The sequence below is a fragment of the Nocardia sp. Tas62D01 genome (assembly GCF_055232035.1).
This window is the reverse complement of record NZ_JBUYUZ010000001.1, coordinates 4,372,024-4,386,121: the sequence shown is the minus strand read 5'-3', so window position 1 is coordinate 4,386,121 and position 14,098 is coordinate 4,372,024. Positions and strand designations below refer to the sequence as shown.

Annotated in this window: 14 protein-coding genes; 9 read left to right on the top strand and 5 right to left on the bottom strand. The window is 65.8% G+C overall.

What is annotated here, in order from left to right; all coding sequences use genetic code 11:
* The first annotated feature begins 27 nt into the window (after positions 1–27).
* The 4 genes from ACV7NQ_RS20975 to ACV7NQ_RS20960 all read left to right on the top strand — a co-directional run bounded on the left by ACV7NQ_RS20975 (position 28) and on the right by ACV7NQ_RS20960 (position 3,186).
* On the top strand, positions 28–906 hold the full coding sequence (locus tag ACV7NQ_RS20975; protein ID WP_463361225.1) for an ATP-binding protein: 879 nt from the start codon (positions 28–30) through the stop codon (positions 904–906).
* Positions 907–984: 78 nt separating this feature from the next.
* Positions 985–1,209, top strand: coding sequence for an alpha/beta fold hydrolase (locus tag ACV7NQ_RS20970; protein WP_463361224.1), 225 nt, complete (start codon positions 985–987; stop codon positions 1,207–1,209).
* Between the two features lie 231 nt (positions 1,210–1,440).
* The gene (locus ACV7NQ_RS20965) at positions 1,441–2,406 is read left to right on the top strand and encodes an alpha/beta hydrolase (RefSeq protein WP_463361223.1); all 966 of its coding nucleotides are present in this window, start codon (positions 1,441–1,443) and stop codon (positions 2,404–2,406) included.
* Between the two features lie 48 nt (positions 2,407–2,454).
* A complete protein-coding gene (locus ACV7NQ_RS20960) occupies positions 2,455–3,186 on the top strand; it encodes an alpha/beta fold hydrolase (protein WP_463361222.1) in 732 nt (243 codons plus the stop codon).
* A gap of 281 nt (positions 3,187–3,467) precedes the next feature.
* On the opposite strand, the gene ACV7NQ_RS20955 is transcribed toward ACV7NQ_RS20960, so the two are convergent.
* Entirely contained in the window at positions 3,468–4,034 is a 567-nt protein-coding gene (locus ACV7NQ_RS20955) for an isochorismatase family protein (protein WP_463361221.1), read from the bottom strand.
* Between the two features lie 23 nt (positions 4,035–4,057).
* Entirely contained in the window at positions 4,058–4,465 is a 408-nt protein-coding gene (locus ACV7NQ_RS20950; RefSeq protein ID WP_463365758.1) for a MarR family winged helix-turn-helix transcriptional regulator, read from the bottom strand.
* A gap of 152 nt (positions 4,466–4,617) precedes the next feature.
* Between ACV7NQ_RS20950 and ACV7NQ_RS20945 the strand changes: the two genes are divergently transcribed.
* Positions 4,618–5,391 carry an RluA family pseudouridine synthase gene (locus tag ACV7NQ_RS20945; protein WP_463361220.1) on the top strand — a complete coding sequence of 258 codons (774 nt, stop codon included), beginning with the start codon at positions 4,618–4,620 and terminating at the stop codon, positions 5,389–5,391.
* Positions 5,392–5,619: 228 nt separating this feature from the next.
* On the opposite strand, the gene ACV7NQ_RS20940 is transcribed toward ACV7NQ_RS20945, so the two are convergent.
* The gene (locus tag ACV7NQ_RS20940) at positions 5,620–6,273 is read right to left on the bottom strand and encodes a TIGR03086 family metal-binding protein (RefSeq protein ID WP_463361219.1); all 654 of its coding nucleotides are present in this window, start codon (positions 6,271–6,273) and stop codon (positions 5,620–5,622) included.
* A gap of 87 nt (positions 6,274–6,360) precedes the next feature.
* On the opposite strand from ACV7NQ_RS20940, the gene ACV7NQ_RS20935 reads away from it, so the two are divergent.
* The 3 genes from ACV7NQ_RS20935 (at position 6,361) to ACV7NQ_RS20925 (ending at position 9,394) form a co-directional block, all read left to right on the top strand.
* Positions 6,361–6,792, top strand: coding sequence for a MarR family winged helix-turn-helix transcriptional regulator (locus tag ACV7NQ_RS20935; protein ID WP_463361218.1), 432 nt, complete (start codon positions 6,361–6,363; stop codon positions 6,790–6,792).
* A 327-nt stretch (positions 6,793–7,119) separates the two neighbouring features.
* Positions 7,120–7,899 carry a metallophosphoesterase gene (locus ACV7NQ_RS20930; protein WP_463361217.1) on the top strand — a complete coding sequence of 260 codons (780 nt, stop codon included), beginning with the start codon at positions 7,120–7,122 and terminating at the stop codon, positions 7,897–7,899.
* A 298-nt stretch (positions 7,900–8,197) separates the two neighbouring features.
* A complete protein-coding gene (locus tag ACV7NQ_RS20925) occupies positions 8,198–9,394 on the top strand; it encodes a glycosyltransferase (RefSeq protein WP_463361216.1) in 1,197 nt (398 codons plus the stop codon).
* A 217-nt stretch (positions 9,395–9,611) separates the two neighbouring features.
* Here ACV7NQ_RS20925 and ACV7NQ_RS20920 read toward each other — a convergent pair whose 3' ends face one another.
* Both ACV7NQ_RS20920 and ACV7NQ_RS20915 read right to left on the bottom strand, forming a co-directional pair.
* The gene (locus tag ACV7NQ_RS20920; protein ID WP_463361215.1) at positions 9,612–11,177 is read right to left on the bottom strand and encodes an alpha/beta fold hydrolase; all 1,566 of its coding nucleotides are present in this window, start codon (positions 11,175–11,177) and stop codon (positions 9,612–9,614) included.
* Between the two features lie 246 nt (positions 11,178–11,423).
* The gene (locus tag ACV7NQ_RS20915; RefSeq protein WP_463361214.1) at positions 11,424–12,482 is read right to left on the bottom strand and encodes an AraC family transcriptional regulator; all 1,059 of its coding nucleotides are present in this window, start codon (positions 12,480–12,482) and stop codon (positions 11,424–11,426) included.
* A 105-nt stretch (positions 12,483–12,587) separates the two neighbouring features.
* Here ACV7NQ_RS20915 and ACV7NQ_RS20910 point away from each other — a divergent pair, with 105 nt between their 5' ends.
* Positions 12,588–14,054 carry a flavin-containing monooxygenase gene (locus tag ACV7NQ_RS20910; RefSeq protein WP_463361213.1) on the top strand — a complete coding sequence of 489 codons (1,467 nt, stop codon included), beginning with the start codon at positions 12,588–12,590 and terminating at the stop codon, positions 14,052–14,054.
* Positions 14,055–14,098: the final 44 nt, after the last annotated feature.

Below are 14,098 nucleotides of genomic sequence, written 5' to 3'. Positions count from 1 at the left end.
TGGGCGATCGACGATCCGCGGCTGGCGGTGCAGGTGCACGCGATCGTCGGGGGAACACCAGCGTATCGACGCGAATTCGTCGAAGACGATACGCCCGCCGGTCCTGACGACTTCGACGCCTGGGTATCGCGAACGGTGCTCAATCCCTCCAGCCCGCTGTTCCGTGAGGCCCGATATCTGCTCAGCGAGGAACCCGGATTGCGCGATCCGGGCCTGTACCACTCGGTGCTGGCGGCGGTCGCACACGGCAATTCGACCAGCGGCGGCATTGCCTCCTACATCGGACGCAAGGCTAGCGATATCACCCACCCGCTGGCGGTCCTCGAGGACTGCGGGCTGGTGCGCCGGGAACGCGACATGTTCCGCGGCAACCGCATGATCTATCGGATCAACGAACCACTCGTCACCTTCTATCAGGCAATCCTGCGACCCGACTGGACCGAATGGGAGCGTGGGCGCAACACCGAACGCCTGTGGCAGCGACGCCGGCACAGGTTCGAAAGCAACGTGCTAGGGCCGCATTTCGAGGAAATATGCCGGAACTGGGTCGCCGAGCATGCCACAGATGAGGTGTTCGGCGGCCACATCTCCCGTGTTGGGAGTGGAATGGTCAACGACCCCACCGAGAAGGCAACCCACGAGATCGACATTGCAGTGTTCGGCGAACTCCCCGACGGCCGCGAGGTCCTGCTCTCGATCGGCGAAGCCAAATGGAACGACGTGATGGGTATCGGCCATCTCGACCGGCTCCGCCGTATCAGAGAACGGCTCTCCGCCAGATTCGACACCACCCACACCCGCCTTGCCTGCTACAGCGCGGCGGGGTTCATGCCGGCGCTGCGCGACGCGGCCACGGACGGCGAAACAGTCTTGATCGGCCTCGACGATCTGCACCCGAGTGGCTGACAACGTTCCGGTGAACCTCGTCGACGGCAAATACCTGCTGCGGGGCGGATCGATGCGTATCTGCCGAACACTGGATGCATGCCGTCCGCAACCCCCACAATTGTTCTGGTGCACGGCGCTTTCGCTGACGCATCCAGTAGGTCCCCGGTCACCGAGCGACCGCTCGGGCGGGGCCACCGGGTGCTGGCGCCGCCAGTCTTCAATTACAGCCTGTCCGCCGATGCCGCCTACATCAAGTCGTTCGTGGAGCAGATCGACGGGCCGGTGATCCTGGCCGGGCATTCGTACGGCGGCGCGCGGTGATCACGGTCGCCGGTGTGGCGGACAACGTCTGCGCTCGAAGAGAGGGAAAGCCTCGGCCAGTTGCAAGGCGGATTCGGACTCCGACCTCGCGGCCAACCTCGTCTACCCGCCGTACCCGATCGAGAGTGGCGAACCCGCAACCGACGTCTCGGTGAACACCGAGGCGATCGCCGAACTTGCTTGACCCGCTTCACCATTCACCACACATCCGATGACGAGAAAGGCACGACGATGACAGGAAACCCGCTGCGTATCTCGCTCGAGCAGGCGGCGCAGGAGTTTGTCGACGCGACTTCGGAGCCGCCATTCCTCTACCAGCTGAGTCCGGAAGAGGGCCGCAGGGCCGTCGACGGCGTGCAGGACAGCCCCATCTTCAAACCCGAGATCGACGAGGAGTGGATCACCGTCGAGGGCGGCCCCACCGGCTCGGTGCGGGTCCGGATCGTCAAACCGCAGGGCGCCACCGAACCGCTCCCGGTCGTTGTCTACACCCATGGGGCGGGCTGGGTGTTCGGCGACGCACACACCCACGACCGGCTGGTGCGCGATATCGCCGTCGGCGTGCAGGCGGCCGTGGTGTTCCCCGAGTACGACCGGTCGCCGGAAGTGCGGTACCCGGTCGCGAACGAACAGTCCTACCGGGTCGCCCAGTGGGTCACCAGCAGCGGCGCCGAGAAGGGTCTCGACGCGTCCAGAATCGCGATCGCGGGCGACTCCGTCGGCGGGAACATGGCCATCGCGTTGACCCTCATGGCCAAGGAGCGCGGCGACGTCTCGTTCGTGCAGCAGGTTCTGTTCTACCCGGTGACCGACGCCAACTTCGACACCGAGTCCTACCGGAGATTCGCCGAGGGATACTTCCTCACCCTCGAGGGCATGAAGTGGTTCTGGGACCAGTACACCACCAGCGCGGCGGACCGCGCGCAGATCACGGCATCGCCACTGCGCGCCACCACCGAGCAGCTGACCGGTCTGCCCCCGGCGCTGGTCATCACGGGCGAGGCCGACGTGCTCCGCGACGAGGGCGAGGCATACGCGGGCAAGCTGCGCGCGGCGGGTGTCCCGGTGACGCAGGTCCGGTACGGCGCGATCATCCACGACTTCGTGATGGTCAACTCCATGCACTACACCCACGCCGCGAAAGCCGCTGTCGCACAGGCTGTTGCGACACTGCGATCCGCCCTGTACCCCGCATGATCCCCATCCGCCAGCCCACCGGCAGCACGATCATGGAGGACAACAGTCATGAGCACCGATCCAGTCACCGCGTCCTACGCACCGACCATCGTGCTGGTGCACGGCGCGTTCGCCGACTCCTCCAGTTGGAACGGAGTCGTCCAGCGGCTGCGCCAGGAGGGACATTCAGTCCTTGCCGCTGCCAACCCGCTGCGCGGTCTCGATAGCGACGCCGCCTACATCGGCTCGGTACTGCGCACTGTCGAGGGACCGATCGTCCTGGTCGGGCACTCCTACGGCGGCAGCGTCATCACCGTGGCGGCCGAGGCGAATCCTCGCGTCAAAGCCTTGGTCTACATCGCCGCGTTCATCCCCGACCAAGGCGAGAGCGCGTTGGAACTGACCGCCAAGTTCCCCGGGTCCACCCTGGCATCGACCACTCGAGAGGCGTCCTACCCGCTTCCCGACGGGAGCTGGGCGACCGAGCTATACATCCGGCAGGAGCAATTCCGCCAGCAGTTCGCCGCCGATGTTCCCGTCGCGACCGCTGAGTTCATGGCCGTGACACAGCGGCCGGTCGCGCTGGCCGCATTGCAGGAGACGGCATCAGCGGCGGCGTGGAAGTCCATCCCCGCCTACGCATTGCTGACCACCGAGGACAAGAGCATCCCGATCCGTGCCCAGCGGTTCATGGTCGAACGTGCCGGCGCCCACGCTGTCGAGGTCACCGCCTCGCACGCGGTCGCGGTTTCCATGTCCGATGCGGTGAGCGATCTGATCACCCTGGCGGTCAATAGTTAGGGTGAGTTCGGTTGGCGTCCCGGTCATACACATCCGTCGACCGGGGCGTGGCCGAGGGCGGCGGTGCGGCCGCGGCGAGGGCGAGCCGACGCAACCGTTCCCGCGACTCCGAACCGAGCTCCGCCCGCAGCGAGGTCACGCCTTCCGCACTGACGCTCTGAACAAACGAAGTCCATGTTCCCCCACCGTCATCCGAGGGCCAGAAACGACCCGAGTAGCCGAGCAAACCGGCCGCGCGTCAGCAACCCTTCCAATCCGACAGCCACGCTGCGGGCCATCGATCAGCCGTGCAGCGTGCTGAGGATTTCGTCTGTCGTGGTCACCCGGCCGATCCTCGGAAAGATCTTCCCGAAGGAGTGCGCGTGCGATGCGGGGTCGAGGTCGGTGCTGGCGTCTTCGGGGAACACCAGCTGGTAGCTGTGCTCCCAGGCGGTGCGGGCGGTGGATTCGACGCCGACGCTGGTGGAGATGCCGGCGAGGACGATGCGGTCGATGCCGCGGCGGCGCAGTTGCAGATCGAGTTCGGTTCCGGTGAAGGCGCCCCAGTGCCGCTTTGTGATCACGACATCGCCGAGTTCGGCCAGTTCGCTGGGAATTTCGGAGAAGGCGGCCGGTGGCGCGGCGACCGGGCCGGGCTGATCGGCCGCGGCGACGGGCAGGTCACCGCCGTCCGGGGACCAGGCAACCTTGACAAGTACAACGGGAAGTTTGTTACCGCGGAAGGCATTCGCGAGCTGGATGCCTCGTCGCAGTATCTCGCCCGCCGGGACCGTGGTCGGCAGGCCGAGGACGCCTTTTTGCAGGTCGATGAGCACAAGGGCGGTGTTGTCCAAGGCGAGTTCGGGCATGGCGATCTCCTCGAGAATGTGGGTCAGTGTTCGGCAAGGCGGCGCAGTAAAGGGATTGCGGCGGAGAGGGTTTGCTGTTCGGCGGGGGTGAAGCGCTCGGTCATCAACTGAGCCAGCAGTCCGAGGCCGGTGGCCTGGCGCTTGCGCAGAAACTCACGCCCCTGTGCGGTCAGCGCGATCAGCAGTTGCCTGCCATCGGTCGGGTGCGGCGTTCGGGCGACGAAACCCTGCTCCTGCAAGGCATTTACGGTCGCGATCACCGATTGCGGTCGGACCTTTTCGGCACGAGCCAATTCGACCGCGGTCGTTGAACCTTCGCGAGCGAGGTGTTTGAGTACGGAAGTCTGCGACAGCGTCACGCCATCGGCGGCGGATGCTGCCCGCACCTGCCGGACCAGCAGGCCGAGGGTAAATTGTAGTTCCTCGGCCATTTCGCGCACCTGCCGTTCAGCCGTCACTCCACCACGCTAACGATCGACAGGAAAGCTTGCAAGTTTGCCTTACTATTTCCGAGTTCTCCTTCGCGACGTTTGCTCCGGCCGTACCCGACTCGACCTCAGGGCATGACCCTAAGCTCATGCTGGTGGATGTGGACTGGGCGCAGTTGCGGCGGACGTGCGTCGTGTTGGAGGACGCGGCGGTTTTGGCGCTGAACAAGCCCGCCGGAATTTCCGTCACCGGGGAGCGGCACGATACCGACATCGTCGAGGCGGCCGCGGCGGCGGGCGAGACGCTGTATCCGGTGCATCGGATCGACAAGGTGACCTCTGGGCTCGTGCTGCTTGCCAAGGAACTCGCCGCGCACGGCCAGCTGACCAGGCAGTTCAACAAACAGACCGCACAGAAGGCGTATCTGGCTATTGTCGAATCGACGGGGCTGCCCGATCGCGGCGTCATCGATCTGCCGCTCAGCGTCGGGCGCAAGAACCGAGTCCGTATCGCCGCGCCGCGGGAGAGCATTCGCCAGGAGGACTGCCGCTGGTCGGTCGACGCGGCAGACCTGTTGGATACCAAGAACTATCCGTCGGTGACCGAGTTCGCCACAATCCACCGCTGCGACGAACACACCGTCCTCGCGCTGCGCCCGATCACCGGCCGCCGCCACCAGATCCGCGTGCACCTGGCCTGGATCGGACACCCGATCGTCGGCGACCCACTCTTCGACAAGTCCGGCAAAGACAACCGCACCTACCTACACTCCTGGCGCCTCGGCCTTACCGCACCATGGCGCACTGCCCAAGAACTCACCCTCGAAGCAACCCCCGGCCCGGACTTCTGGCAACCAATACAGGCCGACCCGAACACCGTCACCACGATCCTCCACCGAGCCGACGAACTACTGCACGCCGCGCAATAGCCGCTCAGCAGAAGCGAACCGGTGCCCCACCGACCCGCCTCCACGCCACAATCGCCGCGAAGCCGATCAACACCTACACGCCACCGAACAGCCGCCCGGCAGAAGCGAATTGACACCTACCGACCTTAGCCACCCGCCACGGGTCTCCACCGAGTCGACGAACTCCTCCACACCGCGCATAGCCGCTCAGCGGAAGGCAGCGGCACGAAACCGGCGCGGGCTCTCGGCCTATTCCGGCCAGTTGGGTGATCGGCCCAAGATGGCGATGATTTCGTCGAGGGTGGAATCGCCGGACCAGGGGACCTCGGGCGCGAAGGCGGAGCCTGGGGCGAGGCGGATCTGGCCACCGGGGACGGCTTCGGCGACGGGGAGGGCGGCTTTCAGGAGGTGGTCGTCGAAAGTCACTGTCCTGCCGAGGGTTCGGGCGACATCCCAGGAGTGCACGACGTAGTCGATGAAGTGGAAGCTGATCGCCTGTGCACCCGAGAATAGGAAGCCGGCGCTGAACTCCGGTAGCGGGAACTTCCGTTCGAGCACGCCGTCCTCGGCGAAAGCCGCGATGACATGCTCGGCGCAGGCGCGGTAATCGGCGACCGGGTCGTCGCCGAGGGGCCGCAGCTTCCACAGCGCGAGATCGCCCTCGCCGCGCGATGCGGCGGCGAAACCATAGTGCTGGGCGATCATGTGCGTCAGCAGGCTGTGCAGTGTCCAGCCCGCGCACGGTGTCGGCTTGGACAGATCCGCTGCCGCGACCTGGGCTACCAGGTCGATGCTGGTGCGGACGGCTTGTGCGTTGAGCGCGACGAGATCGACGTCGTCGCCGAGCGCGTTGAGGGCGCGCAGCTCTTTTGCTACCGCGCGGGTATCCGAATCGCTGGTCATTGGAGTCCTCTCGATGTGCGGACAAATCATAATCTATCGCTTACCATATGCTTATGCTTACGATATGACAAGCAGTATTTTCTAACCATGCCGGAAGTGAAGCGACCCGACCTGGCCGCAATGATTGTGCCGCTCGGCCGCGCGCTCACCGCGGCGGAACTGCCCGTGCTCGAGCGCCACGACCTGACGATGTGGGGCTACGGGGTACTGCTCGGGCTCGGCGACGAGCCCGTCTACACCCAGTCCGCCCTCGCGAAGGCAATCCGCGCGGACAAGACCCGCATCATCGGCGTCCTCGACGAGTTGCAGCAGCGCGGCCTCATCCACCGCGAACCCGACCCCGCCGACCGCCGCGCCCACCTGGTGTCCCTCACCCCCGCAGGCCGGACCACCCGCGACAACGCGCAACGCGAGATACAGGAGCAGGAAGACCGACTGCTGAAGCACCTGACCCCAGCGGATCGCCAAGCCTTTCTCCGCGCACTACAGACCCTCTCCGCACTAACCGTGCAGCGGTAGATCGGCCTGCACGGACACGTTCGCCGACTCGAACCAGGAAGCTCGCGATCGGGACCGAAACTGTCCGCGTAAGCCGGTGGTCCGGCCATCGAAAGGCCGCATAGCGGACTGCTGAGCGGCGGGACCAACGGAGAGCAAATGAGCCCGGCGCACCACACCGGCGATGTGCGACTGTGAGAGTCGACACAATTCAGTCCGGGGCACCCCGGTGGCGAGGCTCATGGCGACGCGTAATGCGCAGGTCATCTAGCCTGATGACGTGCCGTGAACGCGACGAGGGCACACTCTGACGCAACGGAGCGATCCCCCCAGAGAAAGCGAACGCCGATGATCCTGGTGGCTCAGGTCAGCGATACACATTTCGATCTCGGCGCCCGCAACGCCGAACGTGTCGAGCGGGTGATGGCCTTTCTCGCAGACCTGCGACGTAGGCCCGATGCCATCCTGCTGACCGGCGACGTCACCGATGCCGGCAAGCCCGATCAGTACGCCGAGGCGCGTATGGCGCTGCAAGCCGACATTCCGGTGTACGCCATTCCCGGCAATCACGACGACCGCGCCGCCTTCCGCACCTCGCTGCTCGGTGAACCGCCCTCGACCGCACCGATCAATCACGCGCATGAGGTCGGCGAATTGACCGTCGCCCTGATGGATTCGAGCATCCCCGGCGAACCCGGCGGCAGGCTGACCGACGAGACCTACGACTGGCTGCGCGGTGTGCTCGCCGCCGCCCCCGCCGACGCGCCCGTGCTGCTGGCACTGCATCATCCGCCGGCCCAGCTCTTCAGCCCCATCATCGATGAGATCTCGCTGACCGAACCGGACCGCCTCGCCGAACTCGTCGCCGCCGACGAACGCATCGTGGGCGTGGTCACCGGCCACGCCCACTCCTCGGTCGCGACCACCTTCGCCGGGCGCCCGCTGCTGGTCGCCCCGAGCACCGCATCGATACTGGGCGGCGAGTGGGAACTCGACCTCCCTCACCACGTGATGGACTACGCTCCCGACCCCGCCGTAGCCTTACACGTCATCGACGAAAACCACCGCATGACAACACATTTCCGCAGCGTCCCGATGGGCGGCTGGATCGGCGACCAACCCCTCTGACCCACGCGCCGAACGGGCGAACACCAGTCCCACTGAGACTGGGTGTTATTCGACCGCACCATCACCCGGGACTCTAGTACTGCAACGGCACTCGGGTGGTGGACGAGGTGAGCAGTTTGCAGCATCTGCTCGGTGGTTCCGGGACACATTCGGGCCACGCGAAGCCACTCGTCACAGCCGCAGCGAGCCTGGACGAGTCATCACGCCGAAGCCATCGTCACCGGTGGGGACACTTTGATCGCCGGACTTCCTATGGCCGACTACGGTCCACGCCGGAACACGCGAATAAGGAGTGACGTTGCGGGTGCTGTTGTCTGCGAGCGGGACGCACGGCGATATCGAGCCGGCCTTGGGGCTCGCGCTGCGGTTGCGGGAACTCGGAGCCCAGGTGCGGGTGTGCACGCCACCGGACTTCGAGAGGCGCTTCACCGAACTGGGCGTGCCGCTGGTGCCGTTGGGGCCGCCGATGCCAGGTTCGCATGGCGCAAAAGCCTCGCTGGCGGATCGGCTGGACTACGCAGACCAGTGGCCCGCAGTTCAGTTCGACACGATCTCCACAGCAGCCGCAGGATGCGATGCGGTAATAGCAACCGGCATTACGGAGATCGCCGCCCGGTCGGTCGCTGAGAAGCTGGGAATCCACTACCAGTACGCGAGCTACCAGCCGACCAGCCTGCCCTCGCCGCATCATCCGCCGATGCCGCGGATGCCGGGCGATCGGCCTGCGCCGGAGGCGATTGGTAACCAAGTGCAGTGGGAGATCGACGCTCAGGGGTGGAACGCGCAATTCGGTGAAGCACTGGATACCCGCCGGGCGGCGCTCGGGCTGCCACCGGTGGGCAGTGTGCGCGACCACGTAATCACCGACCGCCCGTGGTTGGCAGCGGACCCGGTTCTGGGGCCATGGCCAGAATCACCCGGTCTGGACGTCGTACAGACCGGTGCCTGGATCGTGCCCGACGAACGCCCCCTCCCCGCCGAATTGGAGGCGTTCTTGGACGCGGGTACACCCCCGGTGTATATCGGCTTCGGCAGCATGCCGGTGCACAACGGCATCGCCCGGGTCGCGATCGAAGCAATCCGCGCGCACAACCGCCGTGCGCTCCTCTCTCGTGGCTGGGCCGAGTTGGCCGTGATCGACGACCTCCCCGACTGCATGGCCGTTGGAGAGGTCAACCATCAGGCGCTGTTCACTCGGGTCGCCGCTGTCATCCACCACGGCGGCGCGGGCACGACAACGACCGCTGCCCGGGCTGGCGTGCCTCAAGTGGTGGTACCCCAGATGATGGACCAGTCGTACTGGGCGCGCCGGGTGGTCGGTCTCGGCATTGGCGCGGCGTGTGAGGACGCTGGTCCCGATACAGCGTCATTGTCCGCCGCTCTCGACATGGCATTGACGTCCACCACCCGAGCGCGCGCAAGCGTAGTGGCCGGCATGATCCGCGCCGACGGGGCGACGGTGGCAGCGAAGTTGCTGATCGACGCGATTAGATAGGGAAGCTGTCGGAATGCTACTGCAACGACACTCAACCGGATCTGGACGGCCGCCGGAGGAAGTTGGAACACCTACGCACCCGGCGACCACACCCGCTGAGCCCGTTTCACCGGGAGGAATTCCGACCACTTGAATACGGGTGCCTACCAGTATCAGCCCCGATTACTACCGGGACCCCGACCTGGACGTTTTCGGCGGCCGTGTAGCGGCGGTGTGGTCAGTCGAACGGGGCTTTGTCGATGTCGCAGCTGGTGCCGGCCTCGGGCAGCAGCCCGGACGTCAGGTACTCCCGCTTCACCTGTTCGGCGCAGGTGCTCGCCACATACATGCTGCTGTGGCCGGCGCCCTCGATCACGACGACCCGGGCGCTGGCCAGTTCGGCGGCGCCGGCGACCGCGCCGGACAGCGGTGTGGCCGGATCGAATCTGCTGTTGAGGACCAGAATCGGGGCCGAGGTCGAGCGATTCCACGGGCCGGTGTACCGGTCGGCGTCGTGGCCATGCCAGAAGGCACAGACGGTGGTGCTGAAGACGCCGACCCGTCCGAAGTGCGGTACCCGCTGGTCCTCGGTGATGGCCGCGCGGCTGTAGACGGCGGGATCGGTGGGCACGGCGCTGTCACTGCACTGGATCGCGTAGAACGCCTCAGTGCGGTTGCCCAGATACGAGGCGTCGGCGATCGACCGCAGGCCGGGGAGGGCGGGGAGAGCGGTGCCCGTATCGAACAGCGTCTGCAACAGGGTGGCGAGATCCGGGTAGGTCGACGGCTGCGAAAGTGCGCTGGCCGCACCGATAATCGCCGAATAGGTCCAGCTCTGGTCCGCCACCCTGATGGGCGCCACGCGCGCTCGCTCGGTGAGCACCATCCATTTCAGTCGCGGATCGCCCGCACCGAATGCGCAGCGTGGACCGGCTGCCGCGCACCGGCGGAGGAATTCGTCGAAGGTGCCCGCGATACCGGCGGCCACATTCTGTCTGACGTCCAATGGGACCGCCGTGCCCTGTCCGTCATGGCCGTTGACGTTGCCCTCGAAGTCCATCGACCCGTCGAACACCATCGCCCGCACCCGGCTCGGGAACATGTTCGCGTAGATCGCGCCGAGTTGGGTGCCGTAGGAAATTCCGTGGTAAGTGAGTTGCGGATCGCCGACCCCGCGGCGCAGCAATTCCAGATCGCGCGCGGTATTGGCGGTGGACGCATGATTCAGGATCGGCCCGGCGTTGCGTTCGCAGCGGTCGGCGAGTTCCTCAGCGCGCGCGAAGTACTCAGCTTCGCCGCTGGCATCGGTAGGCATTTCCGGCATGGAGCCGAGGAAGGCGAGTTGTTCGTCGGTATTCGGGAAACACCGCGTCGCCGAGCTGCGCGCCACCGACCGTGAATCCCAAGCCACGAGGTCGAAACGCGACCGCAGCTCATCGGAGAACAACCATGGCCACCGGGCCCGCTCCCGCAGTCGGTCGACGCCAGACGGGCCGGGACCGCCGAAATTGACGAACAGGGTGCCGATGCGACGGCTCGGATCAGCGGCCGGCAGCTTGACCACCGCGAGGTCGATCTGGTCGCCATCGAGCCGGTGGTAATCCAGCGGTACTCGCGCGGCGGAGCACTGAAAGCCGTCTTGGCAGTCGGACCAGTGCAGTTCCGGCGTCGGCGCGGCCTCGGCGAGACCATCCAGATAGGGGTCGACGCCGTCGGTGGCCGCGGCGGGTGTGCCGAGTGCGGTGGCACTGAAGACAAGCGCGACTACGACGGCACTGATTCGACGAGAACCGTTGCGCCGCAATCGCCGAACCAATGGAGCCTCCTGTGCGCAGATCAACGAACCCCCGGACGGTGCCGGATCGGTGAAAGGAGCTACTCCTGAGTTGTAGTCAATTGGTGAGAGCGTTCCGATCGTCGAGTGGCGCCGCTGATGATTGTTGAAATGCACCCAAATGTCAACTGCAGCAACGAGTTAAGACTTTGCGATGTACGAGTGCCGGTAGTAGGGGGACCGCCCAGACAAGCTCAGGCACGCACAACCCCCGCCCTACCTGTGCAGCACCCGCTCCCGCCGATACACGGCTGGAGTAGCCCCGGTCCACCGCTTGAACGCATAGATGAAGGTCGAGGATTCGGCGTAGCCGAGTCGAATGGCTACGTCGCTTACCGAAAGTGGTGTGGCGGTGAGCATTTCCTCGGCGAGGGCGCGGCGGACCTCGTCGAGTAGTGCGCGGTAGCTGGTGCCTGCGGCGTCCAGGTGGCGACGTAGGGTGCGGGTGCTCATGTTGAGATCGCGTGCGACGGTGTCGATTCCGGGTGGGGCGGCGAAGCCGTCGCTGCCGCCGGATACCAGCAGTTCGCGGACCTCGGCCGCGATGCCGGAGCGGGTGCGGCGGCGATCGACCAGGTCGCGGCATTGGGCCAGGCACATCGCCCAGGTGTGTTCGTTGGCTTGCGGCAGTGGCTGTTCCAGCATCACCGGATCGATGGAGAATAGGTTCTGCGTGCACCCGAATCGGGGTCGAACTCCCAGCACCTCGGTGAGACGGTCCACGTATGTCGGTTCGGCGGAACGGAATTCGACGCGGGCGAGCGGCAGATGGTTGCCGAGCAGGTCGCTCATGACCTGATGCATGGCAGCGACATCGCGCTCGACCAGGAACCGGCGCACGTCGGCGGGGATCGATTCGTCGTGCACCCAGGCGACGAATTCGCCGGAGCGCCATTCGGCGAAGGGCAGGCAGAAGGTGAAGCTGAGCTCCAGATAGCGCAACGCGAACTGGATCGCCTCACCGAGCGTCGGGCTGCTCACACAGGCGAAGCCGAAGATCCCGAAGGTGGTGATCCGATAGCGGCGGCCGACTTCGATGCCGAGGGCGGGCCGGTCGGCCAACTCGCGCACCAGATTGCGCACCACGGCGAGCTCGATATGCGCGTCGATCTGGGCATCCGGGTCCCGCAGCATCGCTTCGGTCAGCCCGGTCCCGGCAAGCATCCGTGCCGCGGGTACGCCCTGTTCGCCCGCGTAGCCGACCATCAGCACCACGCTGGCTATTCCGCGCGGAAAGTTCCAGTTGCGGACTCCTGGATCCTGCACCCATCCCACATGGTCATTATGGCCGAAAATCTCGATCCGCCGTCCGCAATCTCCAGCGGCGCCGCGCCCGGCGGTCCTAGAGTGGAATCAATGCACTGCGGTGAGGGGTGTCACATGAAAACTGGAGACCGGCCGTCGGTCCTCATCATCGGATCGGGTTTCGGCGGCATCGGAATGGCGACTGAGCTGCGGCGCGGCGGTTTCGACGACATCACCATCTTGGAGCGGGCCACCGACATCGGCGGCGTGTGGCGGGAGAACACCTATCCCGGCGCCGCCTGCGACGTGCCCTCGCCGCTGTATTCGTTCTCCTACGAACCGAAGCCGGACTGGCCGCAACGGTACTCGGGCCGAGTGGCCATTCACGACTATCTGCGCGGTGTAGCCGACCGGCATCACCTGCTCGAGCGCATCCAGTTCGGCGCCGAGGTGGCCGACGCCGAGTTCGATGACGCCTCAGGCCGCTGGACGGTGCGAACCACGGACGGCACCACGCGGACCGCGGACGTCCTGATCCCCGCGGTCGGCCAGCTGTCGCGGCCTGCCATGCCCAACATCCCCGGCATCGACACCTTCGCGGGCCAGTCCTTCCACTCCGCCGAATGGGACCACAGCGTCGAGCTGACCGGAAAACGGGTGGCCTGCATAGGAACCGGTGCCAGCGCAATCCAGTACATCCCGGAAATTCAGCCGAAGGTCGCGCACCTCACACTGTTCCAACGCACCCCGGCCTGGGTGCTGCCAAAGTTCGACACCGACTACACGCCGATCCAGCACAAACTCTTCGCACGGCTGCCCGGCGCGTTGATTGTCGAGCGATTCGGCTGGTGGGCCATCACCGAGTTGGTGGCGCTCGGGTTCGTCGAGTTCCCGCGTATCGGCAATTTGGTCGGCGGGATCGCCACCCGGCATCTGGAGAGGCAGGTCACCGATCCGGAGCTGCGCGCCAAGCTGACCCCGGACTATCCGATCGGCTGCAAGCGCGGGCTGTTCTCCAACGACTACTTCCCCGCACTGACCCAGCCGAACGTGCAGGTGGAGACCGACGCGATCACCGAGATCACGCCGCAGGGCCTGCGCACCGCCGACGGGACCGTGCACGAGGCCGACGTGATCATCTACGGGACCGGGTTCAAGGGCACCGAATTCCTTTCGCCGATCAATATTTATGGCCGCGCGGGGCGCAAGCTCTCGGATGCTTGGCAGACCGGCGCGCACGCGTATCACGGAATCACCGTGCCGGACTTCCCGAATCTGTTCCTGATCTACGGCCCGAACACCAATCTCGGTGTGGGATCGATCATCTACATGATCGAATCGCAGGCCCGCTACATCCGCAAGGCTGTCGAGCTGTTGGCCGCCCGCCCCGGTCACTACCTCGAGGTGCGTGCGGAGCCGGAGCAGCAGTTCAACACCGCACTGCAACAGCGCCTGGCCAGGACGCCGTGGAACTTCTGCTCCAGCTGGTACCGCAATGCCTCCGGCCGCATCACCAACAACTGGCCGGGCACCCAGATCAGCTACCGCCGCGGCATCCGCAAAATCAAGGCCGCCGACTACACCCTCACACCTGCCGCCTGACCGCCCGGACGTCTGCGAGCGTGCGCATTGCCGCAACCCGCCTG